Genomic DNA, 20702 nt, shown 5'->3' with positions numbered 1-20702 from the left:
CTCGATACCGTGAGTGACAGCAGCACGAGCGCCGGGACCGATCAGGGTCCCGGCGTTTCGGTAGACAAGAAACCCAAGCCGGGCCGGTCCTGGCTGCGGGTGACCGGGTCGGTCGGCCCGATCGGCATCGCCACGTCGGTGCTGTGGCTCAGCATCATCGTGTTGCTGCCGCTGGCGGCGCTGACCTACACCTCCTTCGATGACGGCTGGTCCGGCTTCTGGGATGCGGTCACCGCGCCGTCGGCGATCGATTCGCTGAAGGTGACGATCTTCGTTTCGGTGATCGTCGCGGTCGTGAACGTCATCATGGGCACCCTGATCGCCTGGGTGCTGGTGCGCGACGAATTCCCGGGCAAGGGGATTGTGAACGCGCTGATCGATCTGCCCTTCGCACTGCCCACCATCGTGGCCAGCATCGTGCTGCTGGCGCTGTACGGGCCGCGCAGCCCGATCAACGTGCATCTCAATGCCACCCAGCCGGGCATCATCGTGGCGCTGGCGTTCGTGACGCTGCCGTTCGTGGTGCGCTCGGTGCAGCCGGTGCTGATCGAGGTCGACAGGGAAGTGGAACAGGCCGCCGCGTCGCTGGGCGCGGACAACTGGACCACCTTCCGGCGCATTCTGCTGCCGACCCTGGCCCCGGCCATCATCAGCGGCGGCGGGCTCGCGTTCGCCCGCGCCATCGGTGAATACGGGTCGGTGGTGCTCATCGGCGGCAATATTCCGCGCGAGACGCAGATGGCCTCGCAGTACATCCAGCAGCAGATCGAGATCGACCGGCCGGTCAACGCCGCCGCGGTATCGGTCGCGCTGCTGGTGATCTCGTTCGTATCCCTGCTGGTGCTGCGCTTGTTCGCCGACCGGACCGCCCGCAAGGAACAGGAATCGCGATGAAACTCGCTCCGTGGACGCGGATTTCGCTGCGCACCATCGCGCTCACCTATCTGGGTGTGCTGCTGATCCTGCCGCTCATCATTATTTTCTGGCGGACGTTCGAGCGCGGTGTGGGTGCGTTCTTCGATTCCATCACCACCCCGGCCGCGCAGTCGGCGCTGCAACTGTCGCTGTTGATCGTGGCGATCGTGGTGCCGATCAATGTGGTCTTCGGTGTGCTCACCGCGCTGGCGCTGGTGCGCGGAAAGTTCCCGGGCCGCAACCTGGTTCAGGGTCTGGTCGATCTGCCGTTCGCGGTTTCCCCTGTCGTGGTGGGTGTTTCGCTCATCCTGCTGTGGGGTGCGCACGGCTGGTTCGGCGGACTGGAGAATCACGGCATCAAGGTGATCTTCAATCTGCCGGGCATGGTGCTGGCCACCATTTTCGTGACGCTGCCGTTCGTGGTGCGCGAGGTGGAGCCGGTGCTGCACGAGATCGGCGACGATCAGGAGCAGGCCGCTGCGACACTGGGCGCCTCGCGCTGGCAGACGTTCTGGCGCATCACGCTGCCCGCCATCCGCTGGGGCCTGACCTACGGCATCGTGCTCACCGTGGCGCGTGCGCTCGGCGAATTCGGTGCGGTGATCATGGTGTCCACGGCGCTGCCGGGTAAATCGCAGACGCTGACGCTGCTGGTGCACGGGCGATACACCAACGATCACAACACTTTCGGCGCGTACTGCGCGGCGACCCTGCTCATGGGAATCGCCCTCATTGTCCTTCTTCTGATGACTCTCCTCGAACGCAAGCGGGGCACTGCCAAATGATCACCGTGACCAATGCCAACAAGCACTACGGGACCTTCGCCGCGCTCGACGATGTCAGCCTGGACATCCCGTCCGGTGAGCTGACCGCGCTGCTCGGGCCGTCCGGATCGGGCAAGTCGACGCTGCTGCGGTCGATCGCGGGACTGGAGACGCTGGATTCGGGCATCGTCACCATCGCCGAACGCGATGTGACCAATGTGTCGCCGCAGAAGCGCGATATCGGATTCGTCTTCCAGCATTACGCGGCGTTCAAGCACATGACCGTGCGCGACAATGTGGCGTTCGGGCTCAAGATCCGCAAGCGGCCCAAGCCGGAGATCAAGAAGAAGGTCGACGATCTGCTGGAGATCGTCGGGCTCGACGGGTTCCAGCATCGGTATCCCGCACAGCTTTCCGGCGGTCAGCGGCAGCGCATGGCGCTGGCTCGCGCGCTCGCGGTGGATCCGCAGGTGCTGCTGCTCGATGAGCCGTTCGGCGCGCTGGACGCGAAAGTCCGTGCGGACCTGCGCACTTGGCTGCGGCGGCTGCACGAAGAGGTGCACGTGACCACCGTGCTGGTCACGCACGATCAGGAGGAAGCCCTCGATGTGGCCGACCGCATCGCGGTCATGAACAAGGGCCGCATCGAACAGGTCGGCACCCCGGAGGACGTGTACGACCGTCCGGCAAACGATTTCGTCATGTCGTTCCTGGGCGCGGTGGCCAAGCTGAACGGGCATCTGGTGCGCCCGCACGATATTCGCGTCGGCCGCGATCCCTCCATGGCCTTGGCCGCGCACGAGGGCACCGCGCAGTCGGCGGGCGTCACCCGTGCCACCGTGGAACGTGTCGTGCACCTGGGCTTCGAGGTGCGCGTGGAACTGCGCAACGCCGCCACCGGCGATATCTTCACCGCGCAGGTCACCCGCGGCGATGCCGAGGCGCTGCACCTGGCCGAAGGTGAGACCGTCTACGCCCGCGCCACCCGCATTCCCGAGCTGCCGGTGGCCGAGCCCGTCAAGGCGCTCTGAGCACACACGCCCACCCGTCATCCCGGCGTGCCGGCACCACCCGTCATCCCGGCGTGTTTTTGGCCGGGATCCACCGGTATCGGTGCGACACGCCGGGCGTGAGGGTGCGAACCTTTCCTGGAGCTTTACCAATCGGTGATCGATGCGAGACGCTGTTGGCAGCAGTGGATACCGACCACTCGTTCCGCGATCGACCGATGGAAGGCCCGCACATGGCCTTGACCGAATCCGAAGCCCGGGTGCTCGCCGCCCTGTCGCGGCCGGAATTCCCGGCCGCGCTCACCGTCCGGCAACTCTGTGCCGCAACGGGTCTCACCGCCGGCGCGACCCGCCGCGCACTGCACGGCCTGTCCCATACCGGCCTGGCCCTGTCCACCCTGCACAGTCCGGCCACCTGGCAGGCGACCCAGCGCGGTCGGCTTACCATCCATACGCCGATCTATCGCGACTACCTCACCCGCAGGAGGCCACCGCCATGCTCGCCGCATTCTCGATCACCCCTATCGGCGCAGGTGAAGACGTAGGCGAACCGGTGGCCGCGGCCATTCGCGTGATTCGCGAAAGCGGGCTGCCCAACCGGACATCGGCCAGTTTCACCGAGATCGAAGGCGAGTGGGACGAGGTCTTCGCCGTCATCAAGAAGGCCACCGACGCCGTGCTGGCGGTATCGAACCGGTGCAGCATCATGGTCAAAGCCGATGTCCGGCCCGGATATGACGACATGCTGACCGCCAAGGTCGCGACCGTCGAGCGCTACTTGAACGACTGAATGAGCCGAGGCCGCGAATTCCGTGGAATTCGCGGCCTCGCTCCCCGATGAGGAGGCGGGGTTCAGGCGGGAATCGGGTCCTGGGGCTCCGGTTCCGCGGATACGGGTTCGGTTGCGCCACGGGCGATGTCACCGAGCTTGGTGTGGTTCAGCAGCAGGTTCAGCGTGAAGGCGGTGGCGGCTGCCAGCGAGATACCGCTGTTCAGCAGGATCTGCGCCGAGGTCGGGAACTTGTCGAACATGCCCTTGGTGAGTACCGGAACCAGGCCGACGCCGATGGACACCGCGACGATGCTGAGGTTCACCCGGTCCGAGAGATCCGCGCGGCGCAGGGTGTCGACGCCGATTACCGCGATGGTCGCGAACAGCACCAGACCCACGCCGCCGACCACCGGCTGCGGGACCGCCGCGACCACCGCGCCGAAACGCGGTACCAGGCCCAGGATTATCAGCAGCGCACCGCTGACCGCCGTCACATAGCGGCTGTACACCCGGGTCGCGGAGACCGCGCCGACATTCTGATTGAAGACCGTATCGATGAATGAGCTGAAGACACCGGCCAGCACCGCCGAGAGCCCGTCGCCGATCAGGCCGCGCGCCACATCCCCGCGCTCCAGCTTCTTGCCGGTGATCTCGCCGATCGCCAGCATGCTGGCGGTGGACTCGGCGAAGACGACGGCCATCACGATGCTCATGGCCACCACCGCGGCGATGGGGAATTGCGGTGCGCCGAAATAGAAGACGTGCGGCGCGCCCAGCCAGGCCGCGTCCGAGACGCCGTCCAATTTGATCAATCCCATCGGGATGGAGATCAGCACACCGACGATCAACGCGATGAGAATGCCCAGCTGCGACCAGATGCCGCGGCCGAACACGGTCCCGATCAAGGCGATGAGCAGCACAGCAGCGGCCAGCACGATATTGGAGATCGCGCCGAAGGACGGCGCTTTCGGATTGCTGCCCACAATGAGCCCGCCCGCCACGCCGATGAGCGATACACCCACCACCGTCAGCACGGTTCCGCTGACCAAGGGTGGGAAGAACCGCACCACCATGGCGAACGGCCACGCCAATGCGATGCCGACCAGACCGCCGATGAGCATGGAACCGTAGACGGCGGGCAGGCCGTACTGCTTGGCGATCAAGATCATCGGGCTCATCGCCACGAAGGTCGCGCCGGTGATGATCGGCAGCCGAGCGCCTGCGATCCGGCCCAGCCCGAGGCTCTGGATGAGCGTGATGATGCCCGCCACCAACAGGTCCGCGCTGATCAGCAATCCGACGGTGGCCTTGTCCAGCCCGGCGGCCGCACCGAACACCAGCGGCACGGTCACACAGCCGGTGTACATGATCAGCACGTGTTGAATACCGAAGGCCAGCAGTCGATGCCAGGGCAATCGGGTGTCGACGGGATGGGGCGTGGTCATGAAGGCTCCTTGCGGCGCGTGCGGTTGATTCAGGCTAGGCAGTCGTCGCGGTGCGGCGGTTTGTTCGAAATGCCAAGCGGAGCGCGGATCGCGTGCGGTGTTTTGTCTTCCGAACCAGCGTGTGCGGCGGCGTCGATCCGCCACAGTGGGGCAAGGTGTTCATCGACCACGGGAGGCGACCATGACCGAGTTGACCGGCAAGATCGTGCTCGGCCCGCATCAGTATGGCAAGGCCGAGAACCGGGTGGTGCGCATCTATCGCGACACCGCGCGGCATGAGATTCGCGATCTGAACGTATCGTCCTGTCTGCGTGGGGCTTTCGACGAGGCGCATACCGCCGGGGATCAGGGCGGGGTGCTGCCCACCGATTCGCAGAAGCAGACCATCTTCACCTACGCCAAGACACACGGCGACGGCAGTATCGAACAGTACGGGCGGGCACTGGCCCGGCATTTCGCCGATGACATCGCGACGGTCGAGTCGGCGCGCATCGAGATCGAGGAATTCGCGTGGCAGCGGGTGCCGGTGGACGGCACCGGCCACGACCACACCTGGACCCGGGTCGGCCCCGAGGTCCGCATCGCCGCCGTCACCGTCACGGGAACCGGTGCCGCACAACGGGAATGGGTGATCGGCGGCGTCAAGGATCTGGTCATCCTCAAATCCACCGGTTCGGAATTCGCGGGCTTCCTCACCGACGAATTCACCGTCCTGGAACCTTCTTACGACCGCATCCTGGCCACCAGCCTCACCGCCCGCTGGCGCTTCGCCACCGATCCGGACGATTGGAACGCCACCTACGACGGCATTCGCGCGGTCATGATCGCGAAATTCGCCACCCTGCACTCGAAGGCGTTGCAGCAGACCCTCTACGAAATGGGCCGGGCCGCCCTCCAGGCCTATCCCTGTCTCGCCGAAATCCGCATGTCCGCCCCCAATAAACACCACTGGTCCTTCGACCTGTCCCGCTTCGACGTCCCCAACAACGGCGAAGTCTTCTACGCCGACGACCGCCCCTACGGCCTCATCCAAGCCGCCGTCCTGCGTGAAGACGCCCCGGACGCGGGCACCGCCTGGGAGCCCTACACCGGCGCGGTCTGATCGCACCGCCACCCCGGCCGACCCCTGCTACGCCGGGGTGGCGTGCGCGGTGAGGGTGCGCATGGCGAGGTAGAGGTCGAGGCGGTCGTCGAGGTGGCCGAGGTCGCGGCCGGTGAGTTCCTCGATGCGGCCGATGCGATAGCGAACCGTGTTGAGGTGCAGGTGCATTCGGTCGGCGGCCTGCCGCCACGAGCCTTCGCAGCCGAGGAAGACTTCCAGGGTTTGCAGTAGGTCCGCGCCGGTTCTGCGGTCGTAGTCCAGGACCGGGCCGAGGACGCGTTCGGCGAAGCGGCGTTGCAGTCCACCCGGGACGGCGGTGAAAAGCCCTACGGCCGTATCGATATCGGCGATGCGGATGCTCACCGGTGCGTCGTCATCCCGTGCGGCGGTGGCGGCCGCCGCGGCGGCGGCGATTGCGCCGGAAAGGGATTCGTCCCGCTGCTGTGCACTGACACCGAAGGCGATGCGGACGCCCCTCGCGCCCGGTTCGGCACCGCCGTCGGAATCGATCGGCCGCAGGTTGCTGAGAGCGGGAGCCAATCGGCCGAGACGGCGGCGCAGTACCTCCGCCGTATCGTCCTGGGTGCCTTCGGCGATCGCGACGAGTCTGCCCTCGCGATCCACCGAGGTGGTGACGCCGGGCAGGGCATCGTGCAGTGCGGCACGCACTTCGGGAAGCCCTATGACGGTACGGGTTTCGGCCGGATGGAGTTCGCACACCACGGCGACCGCGCGCGTATCGGGGCGGTCGGCGGGTGCGGTGGGGAAGCGGTCGATGAGTTCCCAGTCCAGGTGCAGGCGATCCATACTGCGCTGGCGGTAGAGCTCGGCGATGGCGGCGAGGTCGGCGGCGAAGACCTCGGGTTCGGGGGCGGCGGGACGAATCACCAGGTACCAGGCGGTGATTCGATCTCCCGCGCCGACCTGGAGCACGCGCATCGCGCCGGTGGTGACGGCGGGCAGGCGGGGCGCGGTCAGCGCGGTGGCGACGATGCGGTCGAGGTCGTCCTCGGAAATGGGTGCGGTTCCGGCGATTACGCGGCCCGTGGCGGTCACCACCCAGGCGGCGACCTCCTGTTCCAGGGCGATATCGGCGATCAGGTCGCCGATATCGCTGCCGCCTGCGACGGCGGCGAGCAGTCGGCGCTGGCGGTCCACCCGGGATTGCACGCGCCGCCAGCGCAATTCGGCGGCCTGTTCGGCGAGGTATTCGATGATGCGGCTGAAGGGCACGCTCTGCGGTGCGGACAGCAGGGGCAGGCCGTGCCGTTCGCACGCGGCGATCACATCGTCGGGGACGTGACCGTGCAGCGCCTGGCCCGCGATCAGTCCGGCGATTCCGGCTTCGGCGAGCATGCCGATATAGCGGTCCGAATCCGCCGCGGCCTGCCGCCACACCAATCCGGTGCACACCAGCGCGCCCTCGGTCACGAAGGGCCGAGGGTCGGGCATATCGGTCGCGCATACCCGTGCGACCGGTCGGTCCAGTTCTGTCGTATCGCCGTGCAGCAGTCGCATTCGCAATTGCGGCGCAGCGAGTATGTCCCGCACCAGCACGGCGCACCTCCCGTGTTCGGTCCGAATGTCCGCCACGCTAGAACGCGGGTATTTCCGCGCCGTTTCATCCATGCTGCGTCCGCCGCACCGGCCCTCGGTAGGGTGGACCGAATGAGTCGGCGCATCCCCGTTCTGATCGTGGCCGGATTCCTGGGCGCCGGTAAGACGACCCTGCTCAACCGCCTGCTGCGCAATCGTGAGCTGCGGATCGGCGTGGTGGTCAATGACTTCGGCGCGGTGAATATCGACGCCATGCTGGTGGCCGGTCAGGTCGACGCCATGGTGTCGCTCGGCAACGGCTGCGTCTGCTGTGCGGTGGACGTCACCGAACTCGACGACCTCTTCGATCGGCTGGCGCATCCGAAACAGCGCATCGATGTGATCGTGGTCGAGGCCAGCGGTCTGGCCGAACCCCGCAATCTGATTCGCATGGTCACCGGCAGCGATAACCCGCGCATCCGTTACGGCGGCCTCATCGAACTGGTGGATGCCGAGCACTTCGCCGAAAGCCGCGCCCGGCATCCCGAACTCGACACGCATCTGCGCATGGCCGATCTGGTCGTACTCAACAAGGCGGACCGGGTGGCCCCCGAGGCGCTGGCCGCGCTGCGCACCGAGATCACCGACCTCGTCGGGCAGGTGCCGGTCTACGCCACCTCGCACGGCCGGATCGAACCCGCGCTACTGTTCGATATCCCGGAGCGTCCCGCCACCGAACTTCGCGCGGGCCAACAGCTCAGCTTCGACGAATTGCTGCTCGAGCATTCGGACGATGAGCACGACGACCACCAGTGCGACGGCGACCATGACCATGCGGGGCATCGTCACCTGCACGACGCCTACGAGAGCGTCTCCTTCACCAGCACGGCCGATCTGAACCCGCGCGAACTGATCGCCGTACTGGAGGACCCGCCCCCGGGTCTGTTCCGAGCCAAAGGCATCCTCGCCTTCGCGGTGCCCGAGGATTCCCGGAAGTTCCTGCTGCACATGGTCGGCCGCCACATCACCATCGAGCCGACCACCTGGTCCCGCAACGAACCCCGCACCAGCAGTCTGGTTTTGATCGGCCCGGGGTTGGACGCCGACCTGATCACCAAGCGCCTGGAATCCACCGTCCACACGGCCCCGGAGCCGCTGGACGCCCACGCGCTGCTGCCCATCTGGCGTTATGTGGCCGCCACCGAGGATTAACCGCAGGCGTTCACCCATTCGGAGAGGCCGTCGGTGAAGAGCTGGCGCTTCCAAATGGGGACTTCGTGTTTGATGCGATCCACCAGGGTGGCGCAGGTGGCGAAGGCTTCGGCGCGATGCGGAGAGGCCACCGCGACCGCGATGGCCAGATCGCCGATGGCCAGGGGGCCGATGCGGTGGATGGCGGCGACCGGGAGCCCGGAGGATTCGGCGACCTCGGCGCAGACGCGGCGCAGGAATTTCGCGGCGTCGGGGTGGGCGGAGTATTCGAGGGCCGAAACCGCCTGGCCGCCATCGTGATTGCGGACGGTGCCGGTGAAGACCACCACCGCGCCGTGCTCCGGACCGATCACGGCCTTCTCGACCTCGGCCGGATTCAACGGCTGATCGCTGATGTAGGCGAGCAATTCGGTGCCGTCACTCATGGCTGCCTCCTCCGGCCACCTGGGCCAGCAGATGTTCGAGAAGCGGTGTCAGGACCGCGATTCCATCCTTCACGCCGCCGGGGGAGCCGGGCAGGTTCACGATCACGGTGCGGCCCGCGAGGCCCGCGACGCCCCGGCTCAGGGCTGCCAGGGGGAATTTCGCGGTGCCGCGCCGGCGAATCGATTCGGCCACACCGGGGAGTTCGCGATCCAGCACGGCCAGGGTGGCTTCGGGGGTGCCGTCGGTGGGGGAGGCCCCGGTGCCGCCGGTGCTGATCACCAGCGCCGGTTCCGCCGCGAGCGCCTCGGACAGTCCGTACGAGATATCGGCGTCCGCGTACACGAGCGGCCCGCGCACCGAGAAACCCTGTTCTCCAAGCCATTTCGCGAGTACCGGCCCGGTGGTGTCCTCGCGCGATCCGGCCGCCGCGCCGGTGGAGGCCACCAGCACCACGGCGCTCTTCCCGGTGCCGTACGCGGGAGTCGGAGTGAGGTGCGGAGCCCCCGCCGTGCCGGAATCGACGGCGTGCGAATGCTGTCCGTGCGCACCATGATCCGTAGCGTGGCGCACCGCGCTGTCGCGTGAAGTCTCAGCGAGTTCGCGCTCACGCACCCAATGTCCGTGCTTGCCACCGTCTTTGGTGAGCAGGCGGACCGCGTGCAGCGAAGCGGCGGGATCGACGGCCTTGATCATGTCGTGCAGGGTGAGGCCCGCGACGGCGACGGCGGTGAGCGCTTCCATCTCGACGCCGGTGGGGCCCTTGGTCTTGGCGACGGCCTCGATGGTGATGGTCGTTTCGGTGAAATCGAAGCTCACGTTCACCGAGGACAGCGCCAGCTGATGGCACAGCGGAATGAGCTCGGAGGTCTTCTTCGCGCCGTTGATCCCGGCCAGCCGGGCGGTGGTCAGCACATCGGCCTTGGGCATACCGTCGGCGCGCACCAGCCGGACCACCTCGGCGGTGGTGTGCAGCTCACCGGCCGCGACCGCGATCCGGGCGGTGTCGGCTTTGGCGCTCACATCGACCATGCGCGCGCGGCCTTCGTGATCGACATGCGACAGCTCACTCATCCCACCAGCCTTCCACAGCCGTGCGCGCCGTGACATCAGAGGGCAGCACAGATCGCGCCCCGGCAATCAGGGTTCGTTCGGGTGGATCTACAGGGGCCAGGTGCGCACGATCGTCCCGGCGGGGATGTCGGTATCGGCGGCGGGGATATCGATCAGCACATCGGCCCGGGCCATGGTCGCGATCAGATGTGACCCCTGACCGGCCAATGGCTCGACGCCCTCGGGGGTGAGCAGTCCGCGCAGCAGCTGGCGTTTACCGGCGGGGGAGTGCAGCGCCGCCAGCACCGGAAGCTCCGAACTGACGATCGGCGGCAGCCCGCCGAGCTCGCGCAGGATGGGGCGGGCGAACATGTCGAACGACACCACGGTGCTGACCGGGTTGCCCGGGAAATTCAGGATCGGGGTGCCGTCGACCACGGTGATGCCCTGCGGCCCGCCGGGTTGCATTGCGACATGGCCGAATTCGCCGCCGAGCGTGCTCAGCACCTCCTTCACCACCTCGAAATCACCCATCGACACGCCGCCGGAGGTGAAGACCAGATCGGCCGCGGCGACCGCCTCGTCGAGGCGGCGGCGGAATTCGGCGTGATCGTCGGTGGAGTGCGCGATCGACACCACCTCCGCGCCGTTCTCGGTGAGCGCGGCGGCCAGCGCCAGCCCGTTCGAGTTGTAGATCTGTCCCGGCAGCAGCCGCAATCCGGCCTGTACCAGCTCATCGCCGGTGGTGATGACCGCGGCCCGCACCCGCCGGTACACGGGCAGTTCCGGCAGTCCGACTGCCGCCAGCGCGGCGATATGGCGCGGCTTCAACAGCGTCCCCGCCGCCGCAAGCAACTGCCCGGTGCGCACGTCGGTCCCGGCCTCGCGCACGAAATCACCTGCGGCGCGGCTTCTTTCGATGATCACCGCATCGCCCTCGACGCGCGTGTGCTCGACCGGCACCACGCAGTCCGCGCCCGCCGGAATCGGCGCTCCCGTCATGACTTTCAGCGCACCGCCCGCGGGCAGCGTTGCCGCGCCGGTGTTCCCGGCGGCGACCACACCCGCCAGCGGCAGCGTCACCGGGACGATCGCCACCGATTCCGCGCGCACCGCGTAGCCGTCCATGGACGAATTCCGGAACACCGGCAGATCCAGGGGGGAGTACACATCGGCGCTCAGCCGCCGCCCGAGCGCATCGGCCATCGGCACCGCTTCGGTCTCGCGCGCGGCCAGTGGTCGCAGCAGATCCTCGATGCGTTGCCGGTGGTCGTCGACGGAACGAACCGGGGCCAGAGCATGCCGGGAACTCATGTCGGTGAGCCTATACGCGCCCTCGATCCGGACAAGCCGGGTCGTCGATCCGGCGGGGGGCTTGCGCGGGCGGACATAATGGTCGAATGACCGTGGTCGCTATGGGGATGCCCGCCGTACGTACCGGGCAGCCTTCCCTCGATGGCCGCCCGGACACTCCACTGCTGTTGGATCGATACGGTCGCATCGGGCGTGACCTGCGGGTATCCATTACCGAGAAGTGTTCGCTGCGCTGTACGTACTGCATGCCGGAAGAGGGTTTACCGCCCATTCCGGCCGACGAGTTGCTCACCGCCGCCGAGATCGTCCGGCTGGTCACCCTCGCCGTGCGGGAGCTCGGCGTACACGAGGTGCGCTTCACCGGCGGAGAACCGCTCATGCGCCGTGACCTGGAGAAAATCATCGCGGGCTGCCGGGCCGAACTGCCGGGCACACCGCTGGCCATGACCACCAACGGCGTCGGGCTCGAACACCGCGCGAGCAAACTCGCGGCAGCCGGGCTGAATCGCATCAACGTCTCGCTGGACACCGTCGATCGCGAAGGCTTCGCCGCCCTCACCCGCCGGGATCGACTGGACTCGGTCTTCGCGGGCATCCGCGCCGCGCGCCGGGCCGGACTGACCCCGATCAAAGTCAATGCCGTGCTGATGCGGGAAACCCTCGCGGGCGCGGGCGATCTGCTGCGCTGGTGCCTCGACGAAGGGTGCGATCTGCGCTTCATCGAGGAGATGCCGCTCGATGCCGATCACGAGTGGGCGCGCGCGAATATGATCACCGCCGCCGAACTGCTCGAGGTGCTCGGCGCGCGTTTCACCCTGACCGAGACCGATCGCGATGATCCCTCGGCCCCCGCCGAACGCTGGCTGGTGGACGGTGGTCCGGCCACCGTCGGCATCATCGCCTCGGTGACGCGCAGCTTCTGCTCGGACTGCGACCGCACCCGCCTGACCGCGGACGGTCGATTGCGGTCCTGCCTGTTCAGCGATCAGGAATATGACATTCGAGCCGCATTGCGCTCGCACGCCTCGGATGCCGATATCGCCACGCTGTGGCGCGGCGCCATGTGGAACAAATCCGCGGGACACGGTATCGACGCCGTGGGTTTCGTCCCGCCCACTCGAACGATGGGAGCCATCGGTGGTTGAGGTTCGCTATTTCGCCGCGATCGCGGATGCGGTCGGCAAACCGGGCGAACTGCTCGAATTGCCGTCCGGTGCGACCGTCGGCGATCTGCGCAGCACGCTCGCGCACACCTACGGACCGAAACTCGAGCCGATGCTCAAGGTCTGCGCGTACCTCATCGGCGATGAGCTCACCCGGGACGCGACAACCGTGCTGTCTCCCCGGGTGGACGTGCTGCCACCGTTTGCCGGAGGCTGAGCGCCGCACCCGATGACCATGAATGGGTCATCTGACCAGCAAAAAGGTTGGTAACGAATCATTCGCCATCCCGATATCCGGACTGTCCAGTCCCTCTGATCGGGAGGTGTCGCGATGGCGCGACTGTTGCCCGCTCTACTCCTCGGCGCATTCATCATCGCCGCCGTCTCCCTGGCCACCGGCAGTTCGGTCACCTCACTGCATTGCGAACAAGCGAGAGTGGCGGTCGCACCCGCCGCACAGCACTGAAATCCCCGAAAACGAAAGCGCCCGCCGCATTCTCGAATGCGGCGGGCGATGTTCGATAGAGCCTATTTCCACCAGGTGTCGAGCGGAGTCACCGGGACCGCGCGCTTATGGCGGGTGTTCCGGAAGATCGACTCCACCCGCTCGGCGACCTCGGGCTCGACATCCTTGCCCTCGAGGTAGTCGTCGATCTGGGAGTACTTCAGGCCCAGGGCTTCCTCGTCAGGCAGGGCCGGGCGATCGTCCTCCAGATCGGCGGTCGGCACCTTCTGCCAGACGCTCGGCGGTGCGCCGAGTTCCTGCAGCAGGGCCGCGCCCTGGCGTTTGGTGAGTCCGGTCAGCGGGGTGATGTCCACACCGCCGTCACCGTATTTGGTGAAGAACCCGGTGACCGCCTCCGCCGCGTGGTCGGTGCCCGCCACCAGCAGATTCAACTGTCCGGCGATGGCGTACTGCAGCACCATGCGCTCACGCGCCTTGATATTGCCGCGCACGAAATCGCGCAGCCGGGTGGCGCCGCCGAGCAATTCGTCGATGCCGTACGCGGCCTCTTCGGCGGCGGCGTCGGCACTGGGCTTGACGTTCACGGTGACCGAGCGATCCGGCTTGATGAAGCGCAGCGCGATTTGCGCGTCCTGCTCATCGGCCTGCTTGCCGTACGGCAGTCGCACGGCGACGAAGGTGGCGTCACGGCCTTCGGAACGCAGTTCCTCGGCGGCGAGCTGACACAGGCGACCGGTCAGCGTGGAGTCCTGGCCGCCGCTGATACCTAGCACGAAACCCTTTGCGGGCGTAGAGCGCAGATAGTCCTTGAGGAAGTCGATGCGCCGCCGCACTTCGGTTTTCGGTTCGATGGCGGGCAGCACGCCGAGTTCGGCGATGATCGATTCGCGCAGGTCTCCCATACGTTCACTCTACTGCGCGGTGATCTTCCCCGGCGGGCGGAACGACTCGGCGCACCAGGGCTTCCCAATTATCGCCGACCTGGGCGAGGGTGAAACCGAGCTGCCGAGTCTGATGCAGCACCAGGCCCGCGTCCAAGGGTGCGAGCAGGGCGTCGGCCAGTAGCGAGATCTCGCCCGGAATTCCGGCCTGGCGCAACAGGATCGACACGTGCGTCTTGGTCAGGTTGTAGGGCGGTCCGGCGTAGCGGTCCGGACTGCTGATGGTGGCGGCGCGCAGCACATCGCCCTCGATCTCGGTCAGGGTGAGGCGGGCGCGGCCGTAGGCCACCAGTCGTTCCAGCGGCGGTGCGCCCGGTCCCAGCGGTGGCGGTCCGAACATGTACGCGGCCTGCAGATTTCGATCGGATTCGTCGAGCAGCGCGTACATCAGTCCGGCGCGATTGCCGAAGCGGCGGAAGACCGTGCCCTTGCCGACCCCGGCCTGTTTGGCGACCGCGTCCATGGTGAGGGCGTCCGCGCCGTCGCGGCGCACCAGTTCGACGGCCGCGTCCAGCAACAACTTTCGGTTGCGGGCGGCGTCCGCGCGTTCGGCGGGTTCGCTGTCGACGATCGACAGCGCGGGCCCGATGCCGAGCGGTTGGGCCAGGGGTACGGGCGTACCCGCGCCGGGGGGTTTGGCCGAGCTCACAGTGAACCTCAAATCGCCGGGATGAAAGTGGACCGTGGTCCGGTTAGATGCTACCGTAAGCGCCGCCCAGCGCCAGAGAGCATCAGGAGTTAATGCCATGACGATCAAGATTCTCGCCATTTCCGGTGGACTGCGCGCCGCCTCCACCAATACCGCGCTGCTGCGCGCGGCGCAGCAACTCGCCCCGGAGGGCGTCGAGATCGAGATCTACGACGGCATTCGGGACCTGCCCTACTTCGATGAGGATCTCGAGGGCGATGTGCCCGCCGCGGTGGTCGAGCTGCGCGAGCGGATTCGCGACGCGGACGGTGTGCTCATCGCCAGCCCCGAGTACAACTACAGCATTCCGGGTGCGCTGAAGAACCTGCTGGACTGGGCTTCTCGCCCGTACGGCCAGTCCTTCCTGACCGATAAGCCGGTCGCCATCATGGGCGCGTCGGGTTCGCAGTTCGGCACCGTGCGCGCGCAGAACCATCTGCGCGATGTCTTCCACTGGCTGGATTCGCAGGTTGTGACCAAGCCGGAGGTGCACGTGGGTGCGAACTACACCCGCTTCGACGAGCAGGGCAACCTCACCGATGAGACCAGCCGCGGCCTGATCGCCGGACTGATCGCGGCCCTGGTCGTGCAGATCCAGAAGTCCCGGACGGTCGGCGCTGCCGCCTGATCCGCTTTTAATTCCAGTGAGGCCAAGGCTTTTCAGCCTTGGCCTCCGCTCGTTACCGTCCGAATCAAGGTGCGCAGGAGTTTTGCCTCGAAGGGTGTCGCAGGTCATAGCTTTGCCACCGCCACCCCGGAATGAAAACGGACCGCAGTCCGGTTATCTCGGAGTACGAATACCGCCACTGGATACAGACCCGCAGGAGTGATCACCATGTCGCAGACCCGCATCATCGCCCTCGTCGGCAGCCTCCGCGCCGCCTCGATCAACCGCCGCCTCGCCGAGGCCGCCGCGCAGACCGCGGCCGGCGATGTCGAGATCACCATCTACGAGGGTCTGGGCGATATCCCCTTCTACAACGAGGATCTCGATGTGGCGGGCCAGGTTCCGGCCACCGCCGCCGCGCTGCGCGAGGCCGTCGGCGCGGCCGACGCGGTACTGCTCGTGACCCCCGAATACAACGGCACGCTGCCCGCGGTGCTCAAGAACGCCATCGACTGGGCGTCCCGGCCGTACGGCGCGGGTGCGCTCAAGGCCAAGCCGTCGGCCGTGATCAGCGCGTCGATCAGCTCGAACGCGGCCAAGTGGTCGCATGACGACGCGGTCAAGTCGCTCGGCGTCGCGGGTTCGAAGGTGGTCGAGGAGGCGTCGCTGAACTTCGGCACCATCGGCCAGCGCTTCGGCGAGACGCATCCGGCCGACGATGCCGAGGCGCTCACCCAGCTGGCCGCCACCGTGCGCCTGCTCGCGGAGACCGCGCAGGCCACAGTCAACGTCTGAGCAACTATCGGGTGACTCCAGCGGTAACCGCTGAATCCAGTGTGAGGCCACGGCTTTTCAGCCGTGGCCTGCCGCATTTCCGGGTGCTCCACGCTACCTTCAGCTGATGAAGCTACCGAGTGGCAACTCATCGTGGAGTCGCTGCCTGCTGACCGCCGCGCTGGCAGTTTCCGCCACCGCCGCCGTGGTCACCGCGAGCGATGCGACCGCCGAGGCCAATGTCCGCCTGTACCTCGGCAATTGGGCCGGATACGTGGTGAAGGGCGATTTCCGGGAGGTCAGCGCCACCTGGACGCAGCCCGAGATCTCCTGCACCAATGAGGGCACGCTGCAACGGATCGTGCCCTGGGTCGGACTGAACGGCGCGAACGATCTGAACGGTCAGGTGGCATTACCACTCATGCAGACCGGGGTGGAATCGCTGTGCGCCAGCGATGCCGCCTTCTACGCGGCGCTGCCCGGATTGCAGTTCGAGAATCTGGCCGCGGACCTGTCCTATACCGATCCCCGGCTCTCGGGCGCGATCATGCGCGCCGGTGACACGGTCTCCAACGCGCTCAGCGGTGCGATGGACGGGGTGTGCGCGACGGGCATGCTGAGCGGAATGTGCACTCCCGAAAAGGATGTCGACGGGTGGTGGGAGGCGTATCCGGCCGCGCCGGTGAGCTATGACGATGTCGCGGTGCGGCCCGGTGATGTCATGCGCTCGACCGTCGGCTGGGATGGCCACAACTATGTGATGACGCTGGAGAACCGCACCGGCAATTGGACGCGCACCACGACGCGGCCGTCCGACGCGCCCGCGCGCACCGCCGAGATCGTGATCGAGGGGCACCTCGACGCGGCGCTGCCCGGATTCGAGCCGATCACCTTCACCGACATCCAGATCGACGGCAAACCGCTCTCGGCCTATGACGCCCAGACCTACGGCATCGCCGCGACGAATCGTTTGCTCGCGCCCGGTCCGGTGGACGGCTCCAGCTTCACCATCGGCTGACGCGGTGTGCGTCATCCCGGCGTGTTGTGGACCGGGATCCGCGACACGCCGGGGCGGTACCGGATTTCGCTCCCCGGGAGCCGGATCCCGCGCCGCGCGCGAGATCGGATAACCCCACCTCGCGCGTGGCGGGTGGGACACGCGGGAAACGTGTTGATCAGGGTGAATGGTGTGTTTGCCGGAAGTGTGCTGGATGCCGAAATTGTGATCTGCGCCTCAGTCGTGTCGGGTTGCGAATCGAGCGTCCTGGCACTTCGTTCACTCGAATTTCACCTTTGTGGTTCGCAACATGTCGTGTTGGATGAATCTGTCGGCCACTAGGTGTAGTGTCTTGGGAGCTGGAAGGGCACGCGGCGAGACCCTCGAAGGGAGCCGCGCGACCAGGGACTTCGGTCTCGCGTCCAGGGGTTTGCGCACTTACTACATGGTTCTTGTTTTCAGCCGTGCACTGCATCGGATCTAAGGCAAGGAGAAGGGGAGATACCAATGACCATCACCGTTTACACCAAGCCCGCTTGTGTGCAGTGCAACGCAACGTACCGTGCCCTCGACAAGGCCGGTGTCGCGTACGACGTCATCGACATCTCCGAGAATCCCGAAGCCCGCGATTACGTGATGGCGCTCGGGTACCTCCAGGCTCCCGTCGTGGTCGCCGGTGACGCCCACTGGTCCGGCTTCCGCCCGGATCGCATCAAGGCGCTCGCCGAGTCCGTCGCCGTCGCCTAGCGGACCGAAGCGGCCGGTCAACGGTCGGCCGCTATGCGAGTTCGCCCGAGCCGAGAGGAGTCGAGATGGCTGAGTTGTCCACGGGGACAGCGAATCTGGTCTACTTCTCCAGCGCATCGGAGAACACGCACCGCTTCGTGGAACGGCTGGGCATTCCCGCCGTCCGCATACCGCTTCATACCGCCGACTCACTGCGAGTCGACGAACCCTACGTGCTGATCGTCCCCACCTACGGTGGCGGTCGGCACGTTCTGGGTGGTGCGCGGCCCGATAAGGAGTTCGTCCCCCGTCAGGTGGCCAAATTCCTCAACGATCCGCACAATCGCGCACTGCTGCGCGGCGTCATCGCGGCCGGCAATACGAACTTCGGTGATACGTACTGCTTTGCGGGCGAAGTGATTTCGCGCAAAACCGGAGTGCCGTACCTGTATCGCTTCGAACTCATGGGAACTGCCGAGGACGTCGAGCGCGTCCGAGAGGGATTGGAATCGTTTTGGCAACGACAACCGCACCGGTCGGAAAGAATGCCCGCGTAGAACGCCCCGTCAGCGGTGAATCCACCGCGGGGCTGGACTACCACGCGCTCAACGCGATGCTGAACCTGTACGGCCCCAATGGCGAGATCCAGTTCGACAAGGACCGCGAGGCCGCGCACCAGTACTTCCTGCAGCACGTCAATCAGAACACGGTCTTCTTCCACAACCTGCGCGAGAAGCTCGACTACCTGGTCAAAGAGAACTACTACGAGACCGAGGTGCTCGACCAGTACAGCTTCGACTTCACCAAGAAGCTGTTCAAGCAGGCGTACGGCAAGAAGTTCCGCTTCCCGACCTTCCTCGGCGCGTTCAAGTACTACACCAGCTACACGCTCAAGACCTTCGACGGTAAGCGCTACCTGGAGCGTTTCGAGGATCGCGTCTGCCTGGTCGCCATGACCCTGGCCGCCGGTGACGAAACCCTGGCGCAGGAGCTGGTCGAGGAGATCATGGACGGGCGTTTCCAGCCCGCCACCCCGACCTTCCTGAATTCGGGCAAGAAGCAGCGCGGTGAGCCGGTGTCCTGCTTCCTGCTGCGCATCGAGGACAATATGGAGTCCATCGGGCGCTCCATCAACTCCGCGCTGCAGCTGTCCAAGCGCGGCGGCGGTGTCGCCCTGCTGCTGAGCAATATTCGTGAGACCGGCGCGCCGATCAAGAAGATCGAGAACCAGTCCTCGGGCGTCATTCCGATCATGAAGCTGCTGGAGGACTCGTTCTCCTACGCGAATCAGCTGGGTGCGCGCCAGGGCGCGGGCGCGGTGTACCTGCAGGCGCATCACCCCGATATCTACCGCTTCCTGGACACCAAGCGCGAGAACGCGGATGAGAAGATCCGCATCAAGACGCTGTCCCTCGGTGTGGTCATCCCGGACATCACGTTCGAGCTGGCGAAGAAGAACGAGGACATGTACCTGTTCTCGCCGTACGACGTGGAGCGCATCTACGGCGTGCCGTTCGCCGATATCAATATCACCGAGAAGTACTACGAGATGGTCGACGACAAGCGAATTCGCAAGTCCAAGATCAAGGCTCGCGAGTTCTTCCAGACCATCGCCGAGCTGCAGTTCGAGTCGGGCTACCCGTACATCATGTACGAGGACACCGTGAACCGGGCGAACCCCATCAAGGGCAAGATCACCCACTCCAACCTGTGCTCGGAGATCCTGCAGGTCTCCACCCCGTCGCTGTACAACGACGATCTGTCCTACTCCAAAGTGGGCAAGGACATTTCGTGCAACCTGGGTTCGCTGAACATCGCCAAGACGATGGATTCGCCGGATCTGGCCAAGACGGTGGAGACCTCGATCCGCGCGCTCACCGCGGTGTCGGATCAGACGCATATCAACTCGGTGCCCTCGATCGAGCAGGGCAACAACGAATCTCACGCCATCGGCCTCGGGCAGATGAACCTGCACGGCTACCTCGCTCGTGAGCGCGTGCACTACGGCTCCGAAGAGGGCATCGACTTCACGAACATCTACTTCTACACGATCGCCTACCACGCGGTCCGCGCCTCGAACCTGATCGCCAAGGAGCGCGGCCGGGCGTTCGGCGGCTTCCCGGAGTCCAAGTACGCCAGCGGCGAATACTTCGACAAGTACACCGATCAGCTGTGGGAGCCCAAGACCGATCGCGTCCGCGAGATCTTCGCCGAGGCGGGCGTGCACATCCCCACCCAGGAGGATTGGCGCGAGCTCAAGGCCTCGGTCATGGAGTACGGCATCTACAACCAGAACCTGCAGGCCGTCCCGCCGACCGGTTCCATCTCGTACATCAACCACTCCACCAGCTCGATTCACCCGATCGCCTCGAAGATCGAGATCCGCAAGGAAGGCAAGATCGGCCGCGTCTACTACCCGGCCCCTTACCTGACCAACGAGAACCTCGATTACTTCCAGGACGCATACGACATCGGCTACGAAAAGGTCATCGACACCTACGCCGCCGCCACCCAGCACGTGGATCAGGGCCTGTCGCTGACCCTGTTCTTTAAGGACAGCGCCACCACCCGCGATGTGAACCGCGCGCAGATCTACGCCTGGCGCAAGGGCATCAAAACCCTCTACTACATCCGCATCCGCCAAATGGCTTTGGAGGGAACCGAAGTAGAGGGCTGCGTGAGCTGCATGCTCTGAGGTCACAACCGCACTTACGAAACACCGCATAGTCGAAACGAAGAGGACGCCCCCGGTGAAAACCGGGGGCGTCCTTTTTCGTCGTGGATCGTCCCGGCC

At 66.0% G+C, this 20702-nt stretch carries 23 protein-coding genes; 16 read left to right on the top strand and 7 right to left on the bottom strand.

Annotation, left to right across the window (positions count from 1 at the left end; all coding sequences use genetic code 11):
- The first annotated feature begins 9 nt into the window (after positions 1–9).
- From cysT to ACFC4D_RS41040, 5 genes are all read left to right on the top strand, one after another.
- Positions 10–894 (top strand): sulfate ABC transporter permease subunit CysT, encoded by an 885-nt coding sequence (cysT, locus tag ACFC4D_RS41060; protein WP_375955079.1) that lies wholly within the window; start codon positions 10–12, stop codon positions 892–894.
- Positions 891–1700, top strand: a complete 810-nt coding sequence (cysW, locus tag ACFC4D_RS41055) for a sulfate ABC transporter permease subunit CysW (protein WP_375955078.1) — start codon at positions 891–893, stop codon at positions 1698–1700. The genes cysT and cysW overlap by 4 nt, the downstream gene beginning before the upstream one ends.
- Positions 1697–2710: a sulfate ABC transporter ATP-binding protein gene (locus tag ACFC4D_RS41050; protein WP_364629880.1), complete on the top strand. Its 1014-nt coding sequence runs from the start codon at positions 1697–1699 to the stop codon at positions 2708–2710. The genes cysW and ACFC4D_RS41050 overlap by 4 nt, the downstream gene beginning before the upstream one ends.
- A 212-nt stretch (positions 2711–2922) precedes the next feature.
- On the top strand, positions 2923–3234 hold the full coding sequence (locus tag ACFC4D_RS41045; protein ID WP_364629883.1) for a hypothetical protein: 312 nt from the start codon (positions 2923–2925) through the stop codon (positions 3232–3234).
- On the top strand, positions 3186–3479 hold the full coding sequence (locus tag ACFC4D_RS41040; RefSeq protein ID WP_375955075.1) for an MTH1187 family thiamine-binding protein: 294 nt from the start codon (positions 3186–3188) through the stop codon (positions 3477–3479). Before ACFC4D_RS41045 ends, ACFC4D_RS41040 begins: the two co-directional genes overlap by 49 nt.
- 62 nt (positions 3480–3541) lie before the next feature.
- On the opposite strand, the gene ACFC4D_RS41035 is transcribed toward ACFC4D_RS41040, so the two are convergent.
- On the bottom strand, positions 3542–4906 hold the full coding sequence (locus tag ACFC4D_RS41035) for a uracil-xanthine permease family protein (protein WP_376071656.1): 1365 nt from the start codon (positions 4904–4906) through the stop codon (positions 3542–3544).
- 181 nt (positions 4907–5087) lie between these two features.
- Between ACFC4D_RS41035 and pucL the strand changes: the two genes are divergently transcribed.
- The gene (gene pucL, locus ACFC4D_RS41030) at positions 5088–6008 is read left to right on the top strand and encodes a factor-independent urate hydroxylase (protein WP_376071653.1); all 921 of its coding nucleotides are present in this window, start codon (positions 5088–5090) and stop codon (positions 6006–6008) included.
- A gap of 27 nt (positions 6009–6035) precedes the next feature.
- On the opposite strand, the gene ACFC4D_RS41025 is transcribed toward pucL, so the two are convergent.
- Positions 6036–7565, bottom strand: coding sequence for a PucR family transcriptional regulator (locus ACFC4D_RS41025; protein WP_376071650.1), 1530 nt, complete (start codon positions 7563–7565; stop codon positions 6036–6038).
- Between the two features lie 111 nt (positions 7566–7676).
- On the opposite strand from ACFC4D_RS41025, the gene ACFC4D_RS41020 reads away from it, so the two are divergent.
- A complete protein-coding gene (locus ACFC4D_RS41020; RefSeq protein ID WP_375955067.1) occupies positions 7677–8756 on the top strand; it encodes a CobW family GTP-binding protein in 1080 nt (359 codons plus the stop codon).
- On the opposite strand, the gene ACFC4D_RS41015 is transcribed toward ACFC4D_RS41020, so the two are convergent.
- The 3 genes from ACFC4D_RS41015 to glp form a co-directional block, all read right to left on the bottom strand.
- A complete protein-coding gene (locus ACFC4D_RS41015; RefSeq protein ID WP_375955065.1) occupies positions 8753–9181 on the bottom strand; it encodes a molybdenum cofactor biosynthesis protein MoaE in 429 nt (142 codons plus the stop codon). The genes ACFC4D_RS41020 and ACFC4D_RS41015 overlap by 4 nt on opposite strands.
- The gene (gene moaCB, locus ACFC4D_RS41010) at positions 9174–10253 is read right to left on the bottom strand and encodes a bifunctional molybdenum cofactor biosynthesis protein MoaC/MoaB (RefSeq protein ID WP_376071647.1); all 1080 of its coding nucleotides are present in this window, start codon (positions 10251–10253) and stop codon (positions 9174–9176) included. Before moaCB ends, ACFC4D_RS41015 begins: the two co-directional genes overlap by 8 nt.
- Before the next feature lie 87 nt (positions 10254–10340).
- The gene (gene glp, locus ACFC4D_RS41005) at positions 10341–11546 is read right to left on the bottom strand and encodes a gephyrin-like molybdotransferase Glp (protein WP_376071644.1); all 1206 of its coding nucleotides are present in this window, start codon (positions 11544–11546) and stop codon (positions 10341–10343) included.
- An 86-nt stretch (positions 11547–11632) separates the two neighbouring features.
- Between glp and moaA the strand changes: the two genes are divergently transcribed.
- The 3 genes from moaA (at position 11633) to ACFC4D_RS40990 (ending at position 13175) form a co-directional block, all read left to right on the top strand.
- The gene (gene moaA / locus ACFC4D_RS41000) at positions 11633–12691 is read left to right on the top strand and encodes a GTP 3',8-cyclase MoaA (RefSeq protein ID WP_375955059.1); all 1059 of its coding nucleotides are present in this window, start codon (positions 11633–11635) and stop codon (positions 12689–12691) included.
- Complete coding sequence (locus ACFC4D_RS40995) at positions 12684–12926, top strand: MoaD/ThiS family protein (RefSeq protein WP_364629912.1); 243 nt, start codon at positions 12684–12686, stop codon at positions 12924–12926. Before moaA ends, ACFC4D_RS40995 begins: the two co-directional genes overlap by 8 nt.
- A gap of 114 nt (positions 12927–13040) precedes the next feature.
- On the top strand, positions 13041–13175 hold the full coding sequence (locus ACFC4D_RS40990) for a hypothetical protein (protein ID WP_375955057.1): 135 nt from the start codon (positions 13041–13043) through the stop codon (positions 13173–13175).
- A 62-nt stretch (positions 13176–13237) separates the two neighbouring features.
- On the opposite strand, the gene nadE is transcribed toward ACFC4D_RS40990, so the two are convergent.
- On the bottom strand, positions 13238–14077 hold the full coding sequence (gene nadE / locus ACFC4D_RS40985; protein WP_376071641.1) for an ammonia-dependent NAD(+) synthetase: 840 nt from the start codon (positions 14075–14077) through the stop codon (positions 13238–13240).
- 4 nt (positions 14078–14081) lie between these two features.
- Complete coding sequence (locus tag ACFC4D_RS40980; RefSeq protein ID WP_375956055.1) at positions 14082–14723, bottom strand: TetR/AcrR family transcriptional regulator; 642 nt, start codon at positions 14721–14723, stop codon at positions 14082–14084.
- Positions 14724–14862: 139 nt separating this feature from the next.
- Here ACFC4D_RS40980 and ACFC4D_RS40975 point away from each other — a divergent pair, with 139 nt between their 5' ends.
- The 6 genes from ACFC4D_RS40975 (at position 14863) to nrdE (ending at position 20603) form a co-directional block, all read left to right on the top strand.
- Positions 14863–15432, top strand: coding sequence for an NADPH-dependent FMN reductase (locus tag ACFC4D_RS40975; protein ID WP_364629921.1), 570 nt, complete (start codon positions 14863–14865; stop codon positions 15430–15432).
- A 207-nt stretch (positions 15433–15639) separates the two neighbouring features.
- Complete coding sequence (locus tag ACFC4D_RS40970; protein ID WP_376071639.1) at positions 15640–16206, top strand: NAD(P)H-dependent oxidoreductase; 567 nt, start codon at positions 15640–15642, stop codon at positions 16204–16206.
- A gap of 106 nt (positions 16207–16312) precedes the next feature.
- Positions 16313–17203, top strand: a complete 891-nt coding sequence (locus ACFC4D_RS40965) for a G1 family glutamic endopeptidase (protein WP_376071636.1) — start codon at positions 16313–16315, stop codon at positions 17201–17203.
- A 486-nt stretch (positions 17204–17689) separates the two neighbouring features.
- Positions 17690–17929 carry a redoxin NrdH gene (locus tag ACFC4D_RS40960; RefSeq protein WP_364629929.1) on the top strand — a complete coding sequence of 80 codons (240 nt, stop codon included), beginning with the start codon at positions 17690–17692 and terminating at the stop codon, positions 17927–17929.
- 65 nt (positions 17930–17994) lie between these two features.
- Positions 17995–18465: a class Ib ribonucleoside-diphosphate reductase assembly flavoprotein NrdI gene (gene nrdI / locus ACFC4D_RS40955; RefSeq protein ID WP_364629932.1), complete on the top strand. Its 471-nt coding sequence runs from the start codon at positions 17995–17997 to the stop codon at positions 18463–18465.
- Between the two features lie 56 nt (positions 18466–18521).
- Positions 18522–20603, top strand: coding sequence for a class 1b ribonucleoside-diphosphate reductase subunit alpha (gene nrdE, locus ACFC4D_RS40950; RefSeq protein WP_364632733.1), 2082 nt, complete (start codon positions 18522–18524; stop codon positions 20601–20603).
- Positions 20604–20702 lie beyond the last annotated feature (99 nt).

The sequence above is a fragment of the Nocardia sp. NPDC056000 genome (assembly GCF_042269265.1).
Lineage (GTDB): Bacteria > Actinomycetota > Actinomycetes > Mycobacteriales > Mycobacteriaceae > Nocardia.
The sequence above is the reverse complement of the archived record's forward strand: the minus strand, read 5'-3'. Positions and strand labels throughout refer to the sequence as shown.